This window comes from Allobosea sp., from assembly GCF_048595345.1.
Lineage (GTDB): Bacteria > Pseudomonadota > Alphaproteobacteria > Rhizobiales > Beijerinckiaceae > Allobosea.
In genome coordinates this window covers 12,990-31,249 of record NZ_JBMDWH010000047.1, presented here as the reverse complement: position 1 = coordinate 31,249, position 18,260 = coordinate 12,990, and the positions used below count along the sequence as shown (strand labels likewise).

The following is an 18,260-nucleotide window of genomic DNA, read 5'->3' as shown; positions in this document are numbered from 1 at the left end:
CATGCCGACATCGATGCCGAAGGTGCGGTCGCCGACCTTGAAGGTGACGATCCGACGCGCCGCCGCTTCCGGCTGCGCAGACGAGAAGTGCTTTTCGCCGAGTTGGAGGGTCATGGTCATCCAGCCATTTTGAGGTCAGATAGGGGAGCGCGCTCGGCGGATGCCGCCAGGCGAAGCATGGAGTCGATATCCAGGATCAGCGCGACGAGGCCGTCGCCCAGGATCGTCGCCGCCGAAGCGCCGTTGACCGCGCCGTAATTCGCCTCGAGGCTCTTCACGACCACCTGTTGCTGGCCGACGATCTCGTCGACGGCGATGCCCACATTGTTGCCGCGCTCGGTCTCGGCGATGATGACGATGTTCTCGTTGGTCGTGCCCATCGAGCCCATCACGTCGCCGAGGCGATAGAGCGGGGTCACTTCGCCGCGCCAGCGCAGCACCTCCTGCCCGAAGGGCAGGCGCTCGATCGGGGTCGAGGCCAGATGCTGGGTCTCGATCACCGAGGCGATCGGAATGACGTAGCGGTCGTCGCCGCAGCGGATCACCATGCCCTCGAGCACCGCCAGCGTCAGCGGCAGGGCCAGGGTGAACTTGCAGCCGCGGCCGGGCTCGGAATCCACCGAGATGCGTCCGCCGAGCGATTCCACGTTCCGGCGCACCACGTCCATGCCGACGCCGCGGCCGGAGATGTCGCTGACCTGCTCGGCCGTCGAAAGACCTGCGGCGAAGATCAGCTGGTCGATCTCCTCCGGCTGCAGCCGCTCCTCGGCACCGACGAGGCCGCGCGAACGCGCCTTGGTCAGCAGCCTGTCGCGGTTGATGCCGCGCCCGTCATCGGTGACCGAGATTACGATGCGCCCGGCGCGATGCTCGGCGATCAGCCTGATCACGCCTTCGCGCGGCTTGCCGGCGGCGACGCGCTCGTCGGGGGTCTCCAGCCCGTGATCCATCGAGTTGCGGATCATGTGGGTGAGCGGATCGGCGAGTTCCTCGATGATCGTCTTGTCGACCTCGGTGTTCTCGCCCTCCAGCACCAGGCGGACTTCCTTGCCGAGCGTCTGCGCCAGCTCGCGGACCAGGCGCGGCATGCGCTGGAACACCGCCTTCACCGGCTGGGCGCGGACGGCCATGACATGGTCCTGCAGCTCGCGGGTCTGGCGCGAGAGGGTCAGGATGCCTTCGGCGGTCTTGGCATAGACGTCGTAGGGCAGCGAGCGGACGCATTCGACCAGCATCGACTGGGTGATGACGATCTCGCCGACGAGGTTCATCAGCTTGTCGATGCGGTCGAGATCGACGCGCACGCTGACGGCCTGGCGCTGGCGCGCGGCGGCGGCCTCGTTCGCCGGCGCCCGGGCGGCGGCGGCGCTACGGGCCGGCTCGGCTGCAGCCACCGGAGCCGGCGGCGCGGCCGGAACGGCGGCCGCGGGAACCGGAGCGGGCTTGATGTCGGGCTGGGGAGCGGCCTCGCTGCTCGGCCCCAGCTTGGACAGCAGGGCGGAGAGGTCGGCCGCGACCGAGCTGGGCACCTCGCTGCTGGCGGGGGCAGGCGCAGGCTTGGCGACCGCTGCAGGGGCAGCAGGCGCCTCGACCGGGGCCGGAGCCCCCACATCGCCGGGATTCTCGATCGTGAACTCTTCGGCGGCGAGGGTGAAATCGAACAGGCCGTGCAGTTCCTCGACCGGCATCTCGGTGCGCAGGGCGACATCGAAGCCGAGCCAGCAATCGGTGACGTCGAGCGCCTCGAGCATCGGCACGCGGCTGAGGTCGCAGGTGACGGAGACGATGTCCCCGGCCGGCAGCGAGCCGAGCACGACGCGCGGCTCGATGACGCGGCGGAAGAGATCGGCTTCGGGCCGGATGCGCAGCAACACGTCGCGGCCGGGCTTGGCTGCGTCGGTGGCGGGTTCCTCGTCATCCCATCTATCGACGGTGCCGGCGGCCTGCGGCGCGGCCGGGGCGGCGGTCTTGGCCTCGACCATGGCGAGCAGATTGCCGAGCGCGGCGATCCCGGGCGGGGCATCGTCGCCCTTGGCGGGCGCAGCCGCGGCGACCGGGGCGACCGGCGCAGCCACAGGGGCCGGCGCGGCCGGAGCGGGAGCGGCGGCGGCGGGCGCAGCCGGGGCATGGCCGGGATCCTGACCGACCTGGGCCAGCGCGGCGAGCAGATCGGGGCGCTCGGTCGCAGGCTCGTCGTTGCGGGCCGCCGAAACCAGATCGGCCACCGCGTCGGAGCAGCGCAGGAAGAGCGCGAAGGGCGCATCGTCGATCGCGACACGGCCGGAGCGCAGATGGTCGAGCGCCGCCTCGAAGACATGCGCGAAGCCGACGAGTTCCGTGCAGCCGAAAGCGCCTGCGCCACCCTTGATCGAGTGGATCGCGCGGAAGGCGGCGTTGACATCCTCAGGATCGTTGGAGCCCTCGTCCAGCGCCTGGAGCTTGAGCTCCAGCGCGCCGAGGAGCTCTTCGCATTCCTGGAAGAAGGTTTGCTTGAGTTCTGCCAACGGATCCATCGGCCAGCCTCAGTTCTGGTAGCGGGCGACGAGGCCGAGCAGGGTGTTGGGCTCGAACGGCTTGACCATCCAGGCGCTGGCACCGGCGCGCCGGCCCTCGGCCTTGATCTCCGCACCGTTCTCGGTCGTCAGCACGATGATCGGCGTGTTCTGGCCGGCGGGGCGCGCCCGGCAGGCCCGGGTGAACTCGATGCCGTCCATGATCGGCATGTTGAGGTCGGTGATCACCACATCGGGCTTGAACTGGTCGAATTTGGCGAGGCCGTCCTCGCCGTTCTCCGCCTCGGCCACTTCATGGCCGGCGTTGCGGAGCGTCAGGCTCAGCAGGCTGAGGAGGGTCTTGGTGTCGTCGATGGCCAGGATCTTCATGCCTGTCACTCCAGAACGAGAGCGCTTCGCGCGGCATCGAAGCCGATCGCCCGCAGGGATTCGCGGCATTCTTGCGATGCCGCCTTGAGCGTAACCGAGAGCCCTCGCGCCGTGGCGCTGGCGGCTGCCGAATGGAGGAGCTGCACCCACAGGCTGGGCAGCGGCCCCGCACTCGCACATTCCACGGCGATGCTCTCCTTCTGTTCCAGCGCCACGAGGAGCTGGTTTCGGAAGGCGGCAGCCTCGGAGCGGCCGAGGAAAGCTGGTAGCGAGACGGTGATGACCATGGAGCGCGACCCGGGAATGTTGCCCCTCAGCATCGCGGCGAACTGGTAAAAAATTCGCTAAACACGCGCGACCTCGTCAATATTTTCGGCAACCTCAAGGCGAGCGATGCTGAGAGCTTTCAGAACATGCTGTTGCTGATCGCGCGCGGCACCAGCGTCACCCGGCCATCGTTTTCACGGTATTTGCGCGGGACATTGATGATGCCGGAAAGATGCGTCCAGAGGTTGTTGGGCGAGATCGGCTTGGTGACGATCTCATGGGCTCCGAGTTTGGCCGCATGAACCACGGCGCGCTTGTCCGGCCGCTCCATCATCACCAGCACCGGCGCCTTGGCGAAGGGCGAGGTCTTCTGCGAGCGGATCGCCGTCAGGCAGCGGGGCCCGGCGCCATCGGGCAGATCCCAGTCCAGAATCACGATGTTCGGCTGCTTCTGGATGAAGATGGTCGCCGCCGAGGCCAGGTCGGACGCCTCGAAGTTGCGGTGCAGCTGCGCCTGATACCGCATCGTGCGCACGATGCGCCGGTAATGCGGGCTGGCATCGATCAGCAGCACCGAGAGGTTCGGGAAGGAAGGCGCGATATGCATGATGTCGGCCCGGACAACTCACTCGACACACGAAACGAAACGCGGCTCCGCCTCAGGGCGAAAGGACCATCCCGACCGTCCGGCTCGGCCGGCGGCGCAGCGGCGACGGGTCGACCCGAAGAGCCAGCACGAGCATGACGGAGCAGTCCCCTGCGGAAGATCCTGCCCAAACGTAGCCAAACGCAGTAAAGCTGAGGTTAAGGCCTCGCATCGGGACTTCGGCCGCGGCCGGCTGGCCTCTGGCGGGGACTGACGGCGACGTGAACGATGCGCTTGGAACCGTTCTCGTCATCCGGCGGTATCGTTATGCGCTTAACCCTTGTGAAGATGCCTTCGAGGAGATTGCCGATGATCCAGACTTCAGGCCTTTCGCGCCGCCGCCTGCTCGCCTTCGGCGCCGGCGCCGCCGCTCTCGCCGCCGCGCCCCGGGTCTGGGCGCAGGCCGCCGCGCCGGCCGCGCCCGCGGGCCCTTTCTCGCTGCCCAAGCGCGCCTACGAGGCCAATGCGCTGGAGCCGCATATCGACGCCGCCACCATGGACATCCACTATAGCCGTCATCATCAGGCCTATGTCACGGCGTTGAACAACGCCGCAAAGGACAATGGCATGCTCGCCAAGGCGTCCTCGGTCGGCGAACTCCTGGCCGATCTGAACCAGCTGCCGGAGAGCATCCGCACGCTGGTGCGCAACAATGGCGGCGGCCACGCCAACCACAGCATGTTCTGGGAGATCATGGCGCCGAATGCCGGCGGCGCGCCGACCGGCGAAGTCGCGGCCGCGATCACCCGCGATCTCGGCGGCTTCGACAAGTTCAAGGCCGATTTCGAGGCGGCGGGCCTGCGCGTCTTCGGGTCGGGCTGGGTGTTCGTTACGGTCGACAAGGCCGGCAAGCTCGCGCTGCTGCCGCGCCCGAACCAGGACAGCCCGATCATGGACAAGCACATGGTGCTGTTCGGCAACGACGTGTGGGAACACGCCTATTACCTGAAGTATCAGAACCGCCGCGCCGATTATCTCAAGGCCTGGTGGAACGTGGTCGACTGGAAGAAGATCGACGAGCGCTATGCGGCCGCGAAGGCCGGCAAGCTGGCGATCTGACCGCCGTCACCAAGTTAAAAAAGGCGCGACAGAGGCTGGGCCGCTAATGCCCGGCCTTCACCCCGCCGCCTTCGCTGAGCCGCGGCAGGAACCAGGCCAGCAGGCCGATGAGCGGAATGTACGAGCACATCCGGTAGACCGTCTCGATGCCGTACCAGTCCGCGAACTCGCCGAGCAGCGCGGCGGCAAGGCCACCGAGGCCGAAGGACAGGCCGTAGAAGAAGCCGCCTACGAGACCGACCCGGCCGGGCATCAGCTCCAGCGCATAGATCAGGATCGCCGCGAAGGCGCTCGACATGATGATGTTGATCACGATGGTCAGCACACCGGTCCAGAATAGATCGGCATAGGGCAGGATCAGCGTGAAGGGCAGCGCGCCCAGGATCGAGAACCAGATGATCTTGTTGCGGCCGATCCGGTCGCCCAGCATGCCGCCGCCCAGCGCGCCGGCCGCCGAAGAGGCGAGGAACAGGAACAGCATCACCTGCGAGTTCTGGATCGAGATGCCGAACTTGCCCATCAGATAGAAGGTATAGAAGGAGCTGAAGCTCGCCGTATAGGCGTTCTTCGAGAACAGCAGGATGATCAGGATCGCGATGGCGAAGGCGACCGAGCCCTTGCCCGGCCGCGCCGTCGCGACCTTGGCGACGCCGGCAGGCTTGGGCGGGCGGGCCCGGTCGAGCCTGGCATAGCTCGCGGCGGTCCAGACCATCAGCATCATCGCGATCAGCGCCGCGACCGAGAACCAGGCGAGGCTCCCCTGCCCGCGCGGCACGATGATGAAGGCCGCCAGGAGCGGCCCGAGCGCCCCGCCCGTCTGCCCGCCGACCTGGAAGATGCCCTGCGCCAGCCCATGCTGGCCGCCCGAGGCATTGCGCGCCATGCGCGTCGCCTCCGGGTGGAAGATCGAGGAGCCGATGCCGACACAGGCCGCAGACAGCAGCAGGAGCCCGTAGCTGCCCGCATAGGCGAGTCCGATCAGCCCCATCAGGCTGAACCCCATCCCCACGACCATCGAATAGGGCATCGGATGCTTGTCGGTGTAGAGCCCCACCGCCGGCTGCAGCAGCGAGGCCGAGATCTGGAAGGTCAGCGTGATCAGGCCGATCTGCCCGAAATCGAGCCGGTAGCTCTCCTTGATGATCGGATAGATCGCGGGGATCAGCGACTGGATCATGTCGTTGAGCAGATGCGTCAAGGCGAGGGTGAGCAGCACCGGCATCATCGCGCGCTGGGCGGTGGCGGCGGCGCTTGGCGTGCTGACGGCCATGGCATGGGCTCCGGGGCGAAGCGCGGCGGGACCGATTCCCGTCCTGCGCTTAGCCGGCGGTCTCTAGACGATCGGACCGGACGCAACAATCGAGCCCGGTGGTATTGCCGCTATGCGTCGGGGAGAATGTCGAAGGCCCGAGCCCTTCCCGTCATTGCGAGGAGCGCAGCGACGGAGCAATCCAGGAAGACCGGGTGAGACGTTCGACCCAGTCCCCTGGATTGCTTCGCTTTGCTCGCAATGACGGCCTCAGCCTGTCCGCAGCACCGAAAACACCGCCGCCCGCCCCGGCGCGATGCGGCCATGGCTCTGCGACAGCCCTAGGAAGGCCGCCGGTGTCGCGGTGGCCATGGCGAGCGCCTGTTCCAGCGTCGCGCCGCCCTGCCGGGCCATGTTGAGAACCGCACTGCTCATGTCGAGATGCGCGCCGGCCAGACGCCCTTCGGCATTGACCAGCCGCCCGCCCTCGACACGGATCGTCTCGCCGAACAGCTCGAAGGCGTCGCGGGGCGAGCCGATCGTCGCCATGGCATCGGTGACGAGCATCAGCCGCCGAGGCCCCATCGCCGCGAAAGCCGCCCGCAGGCTGGGCCAGGCCACGTGATGGCCATCGGGGATCAGCCCCGCCGCCAATCCTTCATCGGCCAGCGCCGCCCCGACCAGTCCCGGCTCGCGCGAGCCCAGTTGCGACATGGCGTTGAAGAGATGCGTGACGCCGCTCAGCCCCTCGGCCTGCGCCCGCGCCATCTGCTCATAGGTCGCGACGCTGTGGCCGGCACAGACCTTCACCCCGCGACCGACCAGCGCGCGGATGAAACCCTCCGGCACGCATTCGGGCGCCAGCGTCACCAGCGTCACGCCCTCCCCGCCGAGGCCCGACAGCAGCTCGACATCCTCCGGCTCCGGCCGCAGCAGATTCGCGACCGGATGGGCTCCGTGCCGCTCGGGATTGATGAAGGGCCCTTCGATATGCAGGCCGACGACGCCGTGCACGCCCTGCCGGATCGCCTCTCGCGTCGCCGCGATGGCCTGCGCGATCTCGGCGCGGCTGGCGCTGATCAAAGTCGGCAGCAGATGGCGCGTGCCGAAGCGGGCATGCGCCTCGGCGATCGCGGCGATCCGCGTGACGCTCGGCCCGTCATTCAGCATCACCCCGCCACCGCCATTGACCTGGATGTCGATGAAGCCCGGCGCCAGTACGGCGTCGCCCGGCAGCTCCTCGACAGGGCAATCCGGCGCTGAATCAGCCGGCAGGATCGCGGTGACGATCCCATCCTCGGCCATCACCACCCTGTCCGTCAGCAGCGCCGCGCCGTCGAAGAGACGCGCCGCGCGCCAGCCTCGGCGGGCCATCACAGCGTCTCCGTGACCTTGCGCAGGCCCGGCGGGCTGTCGACATCGCGCCCCTGCAGGCTCGCCGCGCTTTCGAGCGCCCGGTAGACCGGCGCCAACAGCGCGATGGCGTCGAGCGCCGGATCGCCACCGGCAGAGAGGCCCTGCAGCCGCGGCTGCGGCCCGGCGGCTGCGAACACCGGCGCACCCGCTTGTGCCAGCGCCGCCAGCGAGGAGGCGATGCTCTCAGAAACCTCGCCGCCCGGGTCGAGACCCAGAACCGGGTGCTCGGCCCGGATCGCGGCCTTCGGCCCGTGCAGCACCTCGGCCGCGCTGTAGGCGAGCACCGGCACACCCATCACCTCGGCCGACTTCAGCGCCGCCTCGCGCGCCGGCCCCAGGCTGAAGCCGCGCCCGATGACATAACCGGCCGGCGCCCTGGACAGCCTCAGCGCCCAATCCGACCAGTCCAGTTCCAGCGCCTCCGCCAGCCGTTGCGGCGCCGTCTCCACCGCGCGGCGGAACACCTCGTCGCCGGACAGCGCAGCCACCAGCAGCGAGCCGGCGAGCATGGTGTTGACCACCGTCTTGGTCGCCGCCACCGCCAGCTCCGGCCCCGCCAGCACCGGCAGCACATGGCGGCAGGCGCGGGCGGCGGGGGATTCCGGGTCGTTGACCAGCGCGATCGTCTGCGCGCCCGCAGCCGTCGCCTGCTCGGCAGCGGCCACCAGATCGGGGCTGCGTCCGGATTGCGAGACGAGAATATACAAGGCGCCGGACAGCCGCGGCTCGGCTCCATAGCGCGTGACCACCGAGGGCGCCGCCGGCGCGGCGCTGAGGCCGAGCCGGGTTTCGAGCAGATAGCGCAGATGCGTGCCGGCATGGCCGGAGCTGCCGCGCCCGCTCACCACCGCATGGCTGATGCGGGTCAGATCGAGCGCTGCGACGATCCGCGCGATCGCGCCCTGCCCGCCATCCAGCAGCCGGGCCGCCGCCTGCGGGATCTCGGCGATTTCGCGCGCCATCTGCGAGGCTGTCTCTGCGCTCGCACTCATGATGGCTGCCCCAATGCCGGTCCCATGGCCTCTCCCTTCAGCGTCGCGACGAAATCATAGCGATCGCCCCGATAGGCCGAGATCGTGAACTCGACCGGCTTGCCGTTCGCCAGAAAGGCGCGGCGCTCGATCCGCAGCAGGGCGCTGCCCACCGGCACGCCGAGATGGCGCGCCTCTTCCGCCGTGGCGAGCCCGGCATGGATGCGCTGCACGCCATGAGCCGGTGCGGCCCCGCGTTCGGCCAGGGCGGTGTAGAGCGAGGCCTCGATCAGCTCCGGCGAGGGCAGGATCGCCGCCGGCACCACGGCGCATTCGATTGCGAGCGGCTCGCCATCGGCGGTGCGAACGCGGATCAGCCGCACCACGTTTTCGCCGGGCGCCAGGCCCAGCGCCATCGTCTCGGGAGGTTTCGGCCGGGCCAGCTCCTTCGACAACAGCACCGACCCCGGCCGCTCGCCGCGATTGGCGATGTCGTTGGAAAAGGACGCCAGGACCGACAGCGGCTGCTCGATGCGCGAGGCGACGAAGGTGCCCGAGCCATGCCGGCGCGAGAGCGTGCCGCCGCGAATCAGCGCGTCGATGGCGTTGCGCACGGTGACACGGGCATATCCGGTGAGCTGAGCGAGATCGCGCTCGGAGGGCACCGCGTCGCCGGGCTGGAACACGCCGCTCTCGATCAGCCGCGCCAAAGCGCCGGCGAGCCTGAGATAGCGCGGCGTCGGATCGTCCCCCGCCAGCGCCTGCAGGATCGCCTCCTGCTTGGCGGGAATGGCGGATGGCGCGCTCATGGCGCCGCCTTGCGCGCCGGCTTGCCGCCGAGCGCTCCGGCATCGAGCGCCACCAGCGCATGGCGCAGATTGCCGCGATGCTGGTCCAGCAGCGCCTGCGCCTCCTCCGGGCCCGCTCCCCCGGCCAGCAGCACCGCCCGCTTCACATCCCCGCCGACGCGGTCGAGATGGCGCGCCGCCGCCTCCATGCCGCAGCCGGTGATCATGTCCACCATCTGGGCGGCGCGGTGCCTGAGCTTGGCGTTGGTGGTCCGCATGTGGACCATGAGTCCGCGATAGACCCGGCCCATCCGGATCATCAGCAAAGTCGAGAACAGGTTGAGCACGATCTTCTGCGCCGTACCGGCCTTCATCCGGGTCGAGCCCGCCACGACCTCCTCGCCGGTCTCGATCAGGATCGCGTGGTCGCCGGCCTCGAGCAGCGCCGAGCCGCGATTATTGGCGATGCCGATCGTCAGTGCGCCCCGCGCTTTCGCCTCGGCGATGGCGGCGAGCGTGTAGGGCGTGCGCCCGCTGGCGGCGAGCCCGAGAACGACGTCGTTGGCGCCGATCCCGGCGCGGCGCATCGCATCGGCGCCGTCATCGACCGAATCCTCGGCGTTTTCGACCGCATGCAGGATCGCTTCGTCGCCGCCCGCAATGGCGAAGCCCAGCCGCTCTTCCGGCCAGTCGAAGGTCGGCGTCAGCTCCGCCCCGTCCTGCACGCCGATACGCCCCGAGGTGCCGGCGCCCGCATAGATCAGCCGACCGCCGGCTTCGAGCCGCGGCACCGCCGCCGCCACGGCCGCGGCGATCTGCGGCAGCGCGGGCATGATCGCCGCGACCGCCATCAGCTGGCCCTCATAGAGCGCCTTCAGAATGTCGAGATCGCCCCAGGCATCGAGATCCTGGTAACGGGCGCTGACGTCTTCGGTGGCCATGGGAACCTCTTGCTGACCCAGACCAAAATAAGGCCAGTTGAGTTTGCTTAGCAAGCCGGGACGGACCGGGGAAGCGCAGCCTCATCGCCGCAGCGCCGTCCCGACGTGGTTTTCAGGATCGCTATCGGCAGGCCGCGGCCGCGATGAATCAGACCGACAAGCGCTTTCGGCAAGCGATTGAATAAAAAGGCCTTCCCGACCATACCCTTCTCCGAGCCGCATCCGCGCGGTCGTCCGGGGCGCAGCCCTCGGGTCCGATCTTCGATCGGCGCAAGGATACACTCCGTGAGCCGGGAACCATCCCGGAGCGTTTTTCGGTCAGGTTCCGGAATGGATCCCGGATCGGCGCCGCGCCGCAGCTTGTCCGGGATGACGCCGCGAGCAACGAAAAATCAAAGAGACGCAAGCACTTGCCCGCAACGATTGAATCAAGTCCGAAGGCAGCTCAAGCAGGTAGGTTGAGCCGCCCGCCCGTCAAGGGCTCCGGCACGCCGGTCGTGCCCGGCAGGCTCAGCGGCAGCCCCTTCACCGAGCGGATCGCGAGATAGCCGAAGGTCTGCGCCTCGATCACGTCGCCGGCCCAGCCCGCCGCCTCCACCGGCTCGACCGGCACGCCGAGGCGGGTCGCCAGGCGCGCCATGAAATGCCGGTTGAGCCGCCCGCCGCCCGTCACCAGCCAGCGTCTCGGCCGCTTCGGCACATGCCGCAGCGCGTCTACCACGCTCTCGATGGTAAAGGCGGCGAGCGTCGCTGCGCCATCGGCATCGGACAGCGGTTCGACCACCTGCGCCCGGCGATGAAAATCGTTGCGATCGAGTGATTTCGGCGCCGGCCGCTCGAAATAGGGATTGCTCATGAAATCGGCGACGAGGTCGTCCCGCACCACGCCGCTCCCCGCCAGCGCGCCATCGGCGTCATAAGCCTCGCCGCGACGCTTCAGCACGAAATCGTCGAGGATCGCGCTCGCAGGTCCGGTGTCGAAGGCGATGACCTCTTCCCCGTCGATATAGGTGACGTTGCCGACGCCGCCGAGGTTCAGCACCATCACCGGCTGCTCCAGCCCCTGCGCCAGCGCGCGGTGGTAGAGCGGCGCGAAGGGCGCCCCCTCTCCGCCCGCCGCGACATCGGCATGGCGGAAGCGGTCCACGGTCGGAATGCCGAGTGCCGCCGCAACCGCCGGCCCGTCGATGAGCTGGCGGGTGAAGCGGATTTCGGGACGGTGATAGACGGTCTGGCCATGCAGGCCGACGAGATCGATCGTGGCCGGGTCGAGTTTCTGCTCGGCGATGAAGCGGCGGACCGCCTCCAGATGCGCGGCCGTCACCGCCGCTTCCAGCTCGGTCAGCGGGTCCTCGACAGCCCGCTCCGGCGCGGCGATCAGCTCTTGCAGGGCTTTCCGCGTCTCCGGCGGATAGGGATAGCCGGCACCCGGCCCGAAGTTGAGTTGCTCGCGCCCGTCGCTGGTGACGATCGAGACGTCGATCGCATCCATCGAAGTACCGCTGATCACGCCGATCGCGGTGAGAACCGGCTTGTCGAGATCGCGCATCGTTTGGCCCTTCCCCACGCCCGTTCTGCCACGCAAAGGCTTGCATCGGCTCTAGGCGATCGGCTAAGCCTTGTCCAGATTGGTCCATAAGTGGTCCACCTGCGGTCGCCGCCGGTGCCACATCATAATGAGGGGCAAGCCATGGATCGCATCACGCATCGCACCGTCCGTCAAACGTCCATGCTCGCCCGCCGCCTGCGCTGCGGCATCGCCGCCACAGCCTTCATGCTCGCCGCCGGCACGGCCGGCGCGCAGACGCTCGAGGTGGCGGTGGACGCCTCGCCGGCGGGTCTCGATCCGCATATCGTCACCGCCTTCTCCTCCTCCCAGATCGTGCTCGGCCCGATCTATGAAGGGCTGACGGCGCTCGACAAGGACCTCAACATCGTTCCGGGCCTCGCCCAGTCCTGGACCGTCTCGCAGGACGGCAAGACCGTCACCTTCAAGCTGCGTCCGGGTGTCACCTTCCATGACGGCAAGCCGATGGAAGCGGACGATGCCGCCTCCTCCCTGCGCCGCGTCGTCTCCAAGGATGTCGGCTCGCCGTTGGCCAGCCGCCTCGCCGCGATGGAAAGCGCGACCGCCGTCGACGCCACGACGCTGGAGCTGAAGCTGAAGGAGCCCTCGGCCCCGCTGCTCGCCTCGCTCACCGGCATCGCCATCGTCCCGCGCGGGCTGGAGACCAACAAGGACGCGCTCCAGCGCGCGCCGGTCGGCACCGGCCCGTTCAAATTCGAGGAATGGCAGCCCAACGGCTTCATTCGCCTCTCGAAGCATGCCGGCTATTGGAACGCCGGGCAGGTGAAGCTCGCCGGAGTGAAGTTCAACTTCGTGCCCGAGGCCGCGACGCGCGCGGTCGGCATCGGCAACGGCCAGTTCGCGCTGCTGCCGCATATCGACGCCGCGACCGCCATGCAGCTCGAAGGCAAGCCGAATATCGGCATGCAGAAGACGCAGGAGCTCGCCTACACGCTAATCGGCATGAACGTGTCGAAGCCGCCCTTCGACAACGCCAAAGTGCGCGAGGCGCTGAACTATGCGCTGAACCGCAAGGAGATCATCGACGCGGCCCTGTTCGGCGCCGGCGCCCCGGCCGCGCCGCTGCCGCCCGTGCTCAAGGACTGGGCCGTCGATGTGAAGGACCTGCCCTGCTACGCCTTTGACCCGGCCAAGGCGCAGGCGCTGCTGAAGGAATCCGGCGTCGCCCTGCCGATCAGCGTCAGCATGACGATGCTGCCCCGGCAGGACATCCGCGACATCGCCCAGGTGGTCCAGCAGCAGCTCGGCAAGGTCGGCATCAAGGTCGAGCTGAAGAACCCCGAACTCGGCCAGTTCGTCCAGGACTGGCGCAACTCGAATTTCGACCTCTTCGCCTCGACCAATGCCGGCAGCATCGAGCCGGACGATTATTTCTACCGCGCCTTCCGCACTGGCGGCTCGACCAACGTCTTCAAATATTCCAACCCCGAGATCGACGCGCTGCTCGACAAGGGCCGCTCGACGCTCGACAAGCCGGCGCGCCAGACGATTTATCGCGACGTTCAGAAAATCCTCGGCTGCACGGGCCCGGCCGCGCATATCGCCTATCCGACGCTGTTCAGCGCGGTGCGCAGCAACCTCCAAGGCTATCAGATCTACGCCAACCGCTCGCTGGTCTCGCTCGGCGGCGCCAGCCTGCGCTGAGGCCTCGGGTTCGATGGGAGAAGCCGTTGCCTGACGAGACGCGCGTCATCCCGGACTTGCCCCGGGATTCATCGAAAAGCGCCGCCGCTCTAAGATGGATCCCGGAGCTGCGCTTTGCGCGGTCCGGGATGACGCGCACCCTCTGCTTGGTGGAGGATGGCAGCGCAGGCCCCGGCGGCCTCCCGGCTAGCCTCTAGGACCGCCGCATGCTTCGCCATCTGCTCCAGCGCGGCCTCGACCTCGTCATCGTGCTTTTCGGCATCTCCGCGATCGTCTTTCTGATGATCCGGCTGATCCCGGGCGATGCGGTGGCGATCATGCTCGGCGCCAACACCGAGGTGACTCCCGAGCGGATCGCCGCGATGCGGGCCGAGCTGGGCTTGGACAAGCCGCTGCTCGAACAGTATTTGTCCTGGGTCGCCCGCGCGCTGCACGGCGATTTCGGCACCTCGATCTGGACCGGCCGCCCGGTCATCCAGGAGATCGCGGCGCAAATTTGGCCCACGCTGGAGCTGACCTTTCTCGCGCTGCTGTTCGGTGCGGTGCTGGCCCTGCCGCTGGGCTGCCTGATGGCGCAATGGCGCGGCGGGCGGGCCGATCTCGTGCTGCGGGTCGGCGCCATCGCGGGGCTGACCATTCCCTCCTTCTGGCTCGGCATCGTCATGCTGATCGCGGCGGCGACCTTTCTGCCGAGTTTCGCCTCGTTGGGCTATGTCCCCTTCTCCGAAGACCCGCTCGGCAATCTGCAGCGCATGCTGCTGCCGGCGATCGCGTTGGCACTCCCGATCCTCGCCAATCTCTCCCGCCTCGTCCGCTCGGCGATGCTCGATGCGCTCGGGCAGGACTATGTCCGCACCGCCCGCGCCAAGGGCCTCGCCGAGAACGCGGTGCTCTATCGCCATGCGCTGCGCAACGCGCTGATCCCCTTCGTCACCAGCGTCGGCATCATGGCGGGCTATTTGTTGGGCGGCGCCATCGTGGTCGAGCAGGTGTTCTCGATCCCCGGTCTCGGCCGGCTGATCCTCGGCGCCATCGCCGAGCGCAATTATCCGCTGGTGCAGGCGACGATCCTCGTGGTCACGGTCGGCTTCGTCGCGGTCAACGCGCTGGTCGATCTCGCCTATGCGCTGATCGACCCGCGGCTGAGGACGGCCGCGTGAGCCAGAGCCGCCGCATCGCCCTCGTCGCGGGCATCTTCGTCGCGCTTCAGGTCGCGCTCGCCATCGGAGCGCCGCTGGTCGCCCCCTATGATCCGCTGGCGCAGGACATCGTCGCACGCCTGAAGGGCCCGAGCCTCGCCCATTGGTTGGGCACAGATCATCTCGGCCGCGATATCCTCTCGCGGATCCTCTACGGCTATCGCACCGCCCTGATCGCCTGTGGCATCGCGGTGGGGCTCGCCTTGGTGATCGGCGGCGGGCTCGGCCTGCTCGCGGCCTATTATCGCGGCTGGTGCGAGCGCATCGTCATGCGGGCCATGGACATCCTCTTCGCCTTCCCGGTGATGCTGCTGGCGATCGGCATCATCGCCATGCTCGGCCCCCGCACCGAGAGCGCTGCCATCGCCATCGCCGTGGTCTATGTGCCGATTTTCGCCCGCCTGCTGCGCGGGCCGGCTTTGGTGCTGATGGAGAGCGATTTCGTCGCGGGTGCGCGCTCCATCGGCGCCGGCGACCTGCGCATCATGCTGCGCCATATCCTGCCGAACCTCGCTTCCGTCATCCTGGTGCAGACCTCGCTGCTGCTCTCCGCCGCGATCCTCGTCGAGGCCTCGCTCTCCTTCCTCGGGCTCGGCACCCAGCCGCCGACGCCCTCGCTCGGGCTGATGCTGGCGGAGGGGCGCAATTTCGTGCTGCTCTCGCCCTGGAACGCGATCTTCGCCGGCCTCGGCATCCTCTTTCTCTCGCTCGGCTTCAACCTCTTGGGCGACGCGCTGCGCGACGAGCTCGATCCGCGCCTGCGGGACAGGGCATGATCCGCCCCGCGCTGCCGGAGGACACCCCCGCCGCCGCGGCGCTGATGGCTGAGGCTTATGCCGTGCATTTCCGCCCGATCCTCGGCGAGGCGGCGCTGTCCTTCGACACGGCGCATTTCGAGGCCCGCTTCGCCCGTGACCTCGCGGATCTGGTCGTGCTGGACGAGGGCGGCGTGAAGGGCCTCCTGCTCCTGACGGAGGGCCACATCGCCATGCTCTTCGCCGCCACGCCCGGCGGCGGCGCGGGGTCGGCTTTGCTCGCTTTCGCCGAGGCGAACGGGGCGCGCTCGCTGGAAGTCTTCGCGGAGAACGAGGGCGCGCGGCGGTTCTACGAGCGCGCCGGTTGGCGGGTGGTGAGCGAATATGCCCGGCCGTTCGCCGGAGCGGAGCACCGCTTTCTGCGTTATGAGAAACTATCGATTGAACGAGCAAAGCGCGGGGAACCCCTCTCCTGTAAGGAGAGGGGCAGGGGTGAGGTGTAGGCCCTTGAGAGGCGGAGCCAGCGCTGACCTTGCCGCAGCGGCTACAGGGAAAGCTGGTTTGCCGGCCTGCCCTCATCCCTGCCCCTCTCCCACACGGGAGAGGGGTTCCCCGCGTGTGATCCCGCGGCGTGTGGAGGAGACCCCATGGAAAAGCTCCTGATCCGCGGCGGCCGGTGCCTGTCCGGCACCGTCGATATCCGCGGCGCTAAGAATGCCGCCCTGCCCGCCTTCGCGGCCTCGCTCCTCTCCGACAAGCCGCTGACTCTGCGCAACCTGCCGGATGTGGTCGATGTCCGCACCATGCAGGCGCTGATGGAGGGCTATGGCGTCGCGGTCTCCGGTCGCTCTACCGACGTGCTGACCTTCGACGCCGCCGCAGCCGAGCCGCACGAGGCCAGCTACGACATCGTCCGCAAGATGCGCGCGACCATCCTCGTGCTCGGCCCGCTCCTCGCGCGCTTTGGCCGGGCGCGGGTGTCGCTGCCCGGCGGCTGCGCCATCGGCGCGCGGCCGGTCGATCTCCACATCAAGGCGCTGGAGGCGCTCGGCGCCACCATCACCGTCACCGGGGGCTATATCGAGGCCAGCGCGCCGGGCGGCCTCTCCGGAGCGCGCATCGTCTTCCCCTTCTCCTCCGTCGGCGCCACCGAAACCGCGATGCTGGCGGCGAGCCTGGCCCGTGGGGAGACCGAGATCGTCAATGCCGCCAAGGAGCCCGAGGTCGCCGATCTCGCCAACTGCCTGCGCGCCATGGGCGTCACCATCGAGGGCATCGGCACGCACCGCCTGCTGATCCAGGGCACGAGCACGCTGAAGCCCGCGAGCCACGAGATCGTCGCCGACCGGATCGAGGCCGGCACCTATGCCGTCGCCGCCGCCATCACCGGCGGCGAGCTGGAGCTGGTCGGCGCACGGCTGGAGCATCTGGCCGCCGTCGGCGAGGCGCTGGAGGCGGCAGGCGTGCGCCTCTGGCCAAGCGACCGCGGGCTCATGGTGACGCGGCCAGGCCCCCTCACCGGCATCGACGTGATGACCCAGGCCTATCCCGGTTTCTCGACCGATCTGCAGGCGCAGTTCATGGCGCTGATGTGCGTGGCGGAAGGCACCTCGACGATCCGCGAGACGGTGTTTGAAAACCGCTTCATGCATGTGCCGGAACTCGTCAGGCTCGGCGCCGACATCACGCTCAAGGGTACGAGCGCCACGGTGCGCGGGGTTACCCGCCTCAAGGCCGCGCCGGTCATGGCGACGGATCTTCGTGCCTCGGTCAGCCTCGTGCTGGCCGGTCTCGTCGCCGAAGGCGAGACGGTGGTGAGCCGCATCTACCATCTCGATCGCGGCTATGAGGCGCTCGACCGCAAGCTGAAGCGCTGCGGCGCCGAGATCGAGCGGGTGCCGGCATGATGAGCGAGGCGCTTTATCTCGGCGTCGATGGCGGCGGCACCGGCTGCCGTTGCCGGCTGGAAACGGCGAATGGCGAAGTGCTGGGCGCAGGGATCGCCGGTCCGGCCTCGCTCAGACTGGGACAGGAGACGTCGCTGGCCGCCGTGGTGCAGGCGACGCGCGGCGCCCTCGCCGAAGCGGGCCTCGGCGAAACCGACCTCGGCCGTATCCATGCCGGCATCTGCCTCGCCGGCATCGGTCGCAAGGGTGCGCGCGAGGGCCTCGCCGGCTGGCAGAGCCCCTTCGCTACGGCGGTCTTCGAAAGCGACGGCCTCGCCGCCTGCCTCGGCGCCCATGCCGGCGCGGATGGCGGCATCGTCATCATCGGCACCGGCTCGATCGGGCTCGCCCGGCTGGACGGCCGGGAACTGCGCATCGGCGGCTATGGCTTCCCCATCGGCGACGAGGGCAGTGGCGCCGATCTGGGCCTCGCCGCGATCCGCCTCGCCTTGCGCGCCCATGACGGGCGCGAGCCGGACACCCGCTTCACCCGCGACGTGCTCGCCCGCTTCGGCGGCGATCCCTTCGAGGTGGTGGCCTGGATGGACAAGGCCCATGCCACCGATTACGCGACGCTCGCCCCGCTGGTGCTGCGCCATGCCGATCTTGGCGACGCCCATGCCCGTGCGATCATGCAGAACGCCGCGGCGATGATCGATGCCATCGTCCGCGCATTGTTAGACCGCGACGTGCCGCGCCTCAGCCTGATCGGCGGCCTGTCCTCGGCGATGGAAGCCTGGCTCGCCCCGGATGTCCGCCGCAGACTCTCCCCTGTGCAAGGCGACGCGATCGCGGGCGCGCTGGCGCTGGTGCGGCAAAACCATGCCGAAGATGGTGGAGGGAACGCCCTTCCTGGGAGCGGAAGCTCAGCCGCATGACAGACCGACCGATCGCCGCGCAGCGCGATCC

Annotated in this window: 17 protein-coding genes; 7 read left to right on the top strand and 10 right to left on the bottom strand. The window is 68.7% G+C overall.

All coding sequences use genetic code 11. The annotated features are described in order from the left end of the window. Positions 1-116 precede the first annotated feature (116 nt). From ACOJTB_RS05580 to ACOJTB_RS05565, 4 genes are all read right to left on the bottom strand, one after another. Entirely contained in the window at positions 117-2,504 is a 2,388-nt protein-coding gene (locus tag ACOJTB_RS05580; protein WP_420101531.1) for a chemotaxis protein CheA, read from the bottom strand. A gap of 18 nt (positions 2,505-2,522) precedes the next feature. Further along, the gene (locus ACOJTB_RS05575) at positions 2,523-2,882 is read right to left on the bottom strand and encodes a response regulator (protein ID WP_420101530.1); all 360 of its coding nucleotides are present in this window, start codon (positions 2,880-2,882) and stop codon (positions 2,523-2,525) included. 5 nt (positions 2,883-2,887) lie between these two features. Then, on the bottom strand, positions 2,888-3,169 hold the full coding sequence (locus ACOJTB_RS05570; RefSeq protein ID WP_420101529.1) for an STAS domain-containing protein: 282 nt from the start codon (positions 3,167-3,169) through the stop codon (positions 2,888-2,890). 119 nt (positions 3,170-3,288) lie between these two features. After that, on the bottom strand, positions 3,289-3,756 hold the full coding sequence (locus ACOJTB_RS05565; RefSeq protein WP_420101528.1) for a response regulator: 468 nt from the start codon (positions 3,754-3,756) through the stop codon (positions 3,289-3,291). A 348-nt stretch (positions 3,757-4,104) separates the two neighbouring features. Here ACOJTB_RS05565 and ACOJTB_RS05560 point away from each other — a divergent pair, with 348 nt between their 5' ends. Next, positions 4,105-4,854, top strand: coding sequence for a superoxide dismutase (locus tag ACOJTB_RS05560; protein WP_420101527.1), 750 nt, complete (start codon positions 4,105-4,107; stop codon positions 4,852-4,854). A 43-nt stretch (positions 4,855-4,897) separates the two neighbouring features. Here ACOJTB_RS05560 and ACOJTB_RS05555 read toward each other — a convergent pair whose 3' ends face one another. From ACOJTB_RS05555 to ACOJTB_RS05530, 6 genes are all read right to left on the bottom strand, one after another. Beyond that, the gene (locus ACOJTB_RS05555) at positions 4,898-6,124 is read right to left on the bottom strand and encodes an MFS transporter (protein ID WP_420101526.1); all 1,227 of its coding nucleotides are present in this window, start codon (positions 6,122-6,124) and stop codon (positions 4,898-4,900) included. A 249-nt stretch (positions 6,125-6,373) separates the two neighbouring features. Then, positions 6,374-7,477 (bottom strand): N-acetylglucosamine-6-phosphate deacetylase, encoded by a 1,104-nt coding sequence (gene nagA / locus ACOJTB_RS05550; protein ID WP_420101525.1) that lies wholly within the window; start codon positions 7,475-7,477, stop codon positions 6,374-6,376. Then, positions 7,477-8,511 (bottom strand): SIS domain-containing protein, encoded by a 1,035-nt coding sequence (locus ACOJTB_RS05545; protein WP_420101524.1) that lies wholly within the window; start codon positions 8,509-8,511, stop codon positions 7,477-7,479. Before ACOJTB_RS05545 ends, nagA begins: the two co-directional genes overlap by 1 nt. Continuing rightward, a complete protein-coding gene (locus ACOJTB_RS05540; RefSeq protein ID WP_420101523.1) occupies positions 8,508-9,299 on the bottom strand; it encodes a GntR family transcriptional regulator in 792 nt (263 codons plus the stop codon). The genes ACOJTB_RS05545 and ACOJTB_RS05540 overlap by 4 nt, the downstream gene beginning before the upstream one ends. Then, positions 9,296-10,219, bottom strand: coding sequence for an N-acetylmuramic acid 6-phosphate etherase (locus ACOJTB_RS05535; RefSeq protein WP_420101522.1), 924 nt, complete (start codon positions 10,217-10,219; stop codon positions 9,296-9,298). Before ACOJTB_RS05535 ends, ACOJTB_RS05540 begins: the two co-directional genes overlap by 4 nt. A 445-nt stretch (positions 10,220-10,664) precedes the next feature. Further along, positions 10,665-11,768, bottom strand: coding sequence for an anhydro-N-acetylmuramic acid kinase (locus tag ACOJTB_RS05530; RefSeq protein WP_420101521.1), 1,104 nt, complete (start codon positions 11,766-11,768; stop codon positions 10,665-10,667). Positions 11,769-11,909: 141 nt separating this feature from the next. On the opposite strand from ACOJTB_RS05530, the gene ACOJTB_RS05525 reads away from it, so the two are divergent. The 6 genes from ACOJTB_RS05525 to ACOJTB_RS05500 all read left to right on the top strand — a co-directional run bounded on the left by ACOJTB_RS05525 (position 11,910) and on the right by ACOJTB_RS05500 (position 18,229). Further along, positions 11,910-13,451: an ABC transporter substrate-binding protein gene (locus tag ACOJTB_RS05525; protein WP_420101520.1), complete on the top strand. Its 1,542-nt coding sequence runs from the start codon at positions 11,910-11,912 to the stop codon at positions 13,449-13,451. Between the two features lie 206 nt (positions 13,452-13,657). Next, positions 13,658-14,611 (top strand): ABC transporter permease, encoded by a 954-nt coding sequence (locus ACOJTB_RS05520; RefSeq protein ID WP_420101519.1) that lies wholly within the window; start codon positions 13,658-13,660, stop codon positions 14,609-14,611. Continuing rightward, positions 14,608-15,426 carry an ABC transporter permease gene (locus tag ACOJTB_RS05515; RefSeq protein ID WP_420101518.1) on the top strand — a complete coding sequence of 273 codons (819 nt, stop codon included), beginning with the start codon at positions 14,608-14,610 and terminating at the stop codon, positions 15,424-15,426. The genes ACOJTB_RS05520 and ACOJTB_RS05515 overlap by 4 nt, the downstream gene beginning before the upstream one ends. Beyond that, positions 15,423-15,908 (top strand): GNAT family N-acetyltransferase, encoded by a 486-nt coding sequence (locus tag ACOJTB_RS05510; protein ID WP_420101517.1) that lies wholly within the window; start codon positions 15,423-15,425, stop codon positions 15,906-15,908. The genes ACOJTB_RS05515 and ACOJTB_RS05510 overlap by 4 nt, the downstream gene beginning before the upstream one ends. A 144-nt stretch (positions 15,909-16,052) precedes the next feature. Next, complete coding sequence (gene murA, locus ACOJTB_RS05505; protein WP_420101516.1) at positions 16,053-17,312, top strand: UDP-N-acetylglucosamine 1-carboxyvinyltransferase; 1,260 nt, start codon at positions 16,053-16,055, stop codon at positions 17,310-17,312. Then, positions 17,309-18,229 carry a glucosamine kinase nucleotide-binding domain-containing protein gene (locus ACOJTB_RS05500; protein WP_420101515.1) on the top strand — a complete coding sequence of 307 codons (921 nt, stop codon included), beginning with the start codon at positions 17,309-17,311 and terminating at the stop codon, positions 18,227-18,229. The genes murA and ACOJTB_RS05500 overlap by 4 nt, the downstream gene beginning before the upstream one ends. Positions 18,230-18,260 lie beyond the last annotated feature (31 nt).

Bases quoted from the DNA above. Each gene is read 5' to 3' on its own strand.
- ACOJTB_RS05575 (WP_420101530.1), bottom strand. From the start codon at position 2,882: ATGAAGATCCTGGCCATCGACGACACCAAGACCCTCCTCAGCCTGCTG.
- ACOJTB_RS05570 (WP_420101529.1), bottom strand. From the start codon at position 3,169: ATGGTCATCACCGTCTCGCTACCAGCTTTCCTCGGCCGCTCCGAGGCT.
- ACOJTB_RS05565 (WP_420101528.1), bottom strand. From the start codon at position 3,756: ATGCATATCGCGCCTTCCTTCCCGAACCTCTCGGTGCTGCTGATCGAT.
- ACOJTB_RS05560 (WP_420101527.1), top strand. From the start codon at position 4,105: ATGATCCAGACTTCAGGCCTTTCGCGCCGCCGCCTGCTCGCCTTCGGC.
- ACOJTB_RS05555 (WP_420101526.1), bottom strand. From the start codon at position 6,124: ATGGCCGTCAGCACGCCAAGCGCCGCCGCCACCGCCCAGCGCGCGATG.
- nagA (WP_420101525.1), bottom strand. From the start codon at position 7,477: ATGGCCCGCCGAGGCTGGCGCGCGGCGCGTCTCTTCGACGGCGCGGCG.
- ACOJTB_RS05545 (WP_420101524.1), bottom strand. From the start codon at position 8,511: ATGAGTGCGAGCGCAGAGACAGCCTCGCAGATGGCGCGCGAAATCGCC.
- ACOJTB_RS05540 (WP_420101523.1), bottom strand. From the start codon at position 9,299: ATGAGCGCGCCATCCGCCATTCCCGCCAAGCAGGAGGCGATCCTGCAG.
- ACOJTB_RS05535 (WP_420101522.1), bottom strand. From the start codon at position 10,219: ATGGCCACCGAAGACGTCAGCGCCCGTTACCAGGATCTCGATGCCTGG.
- ACOJTB_RS05530 (WP_420101521.1), bottom strand. From the start codon at position 11,768: ATGCGCGATCTCGACAAGCCGGTTCTCACCGCGATCGGCGTGATCAGC.
- ACOJTB_RS05525 (WP_420101520.1), top strand. From the start codon at position 11,910: ATGGATCGCATCACGCATCGCACCGTCCGTCAAACGTCCATGCTCGCC.
- ACOJTB_RS05520 (WP_420101519.1), top strand. From the start codon at position 13,658: ATGCTTCGCCATCTGCTCCAGCGCGGCCTCGACCTCGTCATCGTGCTT.
- ACOJTB_RS05510 (WP_420101517.1), top strand. From the start codon at position 15,423: ATGATCCGCCCCGCGCTGCCGGAGGACACCCCCGCCGCCGCGGCGCTG.
- murA (WP_420101516.1), top strand. From the start codon at position 16,053: ATGGAAAAGCTCCTGATCCGCGGCGGCCGGTGCCTGTCCGGCACCGTC.
- ACOJTB_RS05500 (WP_420101515.1), top strand. From the start codon at position 17,309: ATGATGAGCGAGGCGCTTTATCTCGGCGTCGATGGCGGCGGCACCGGC.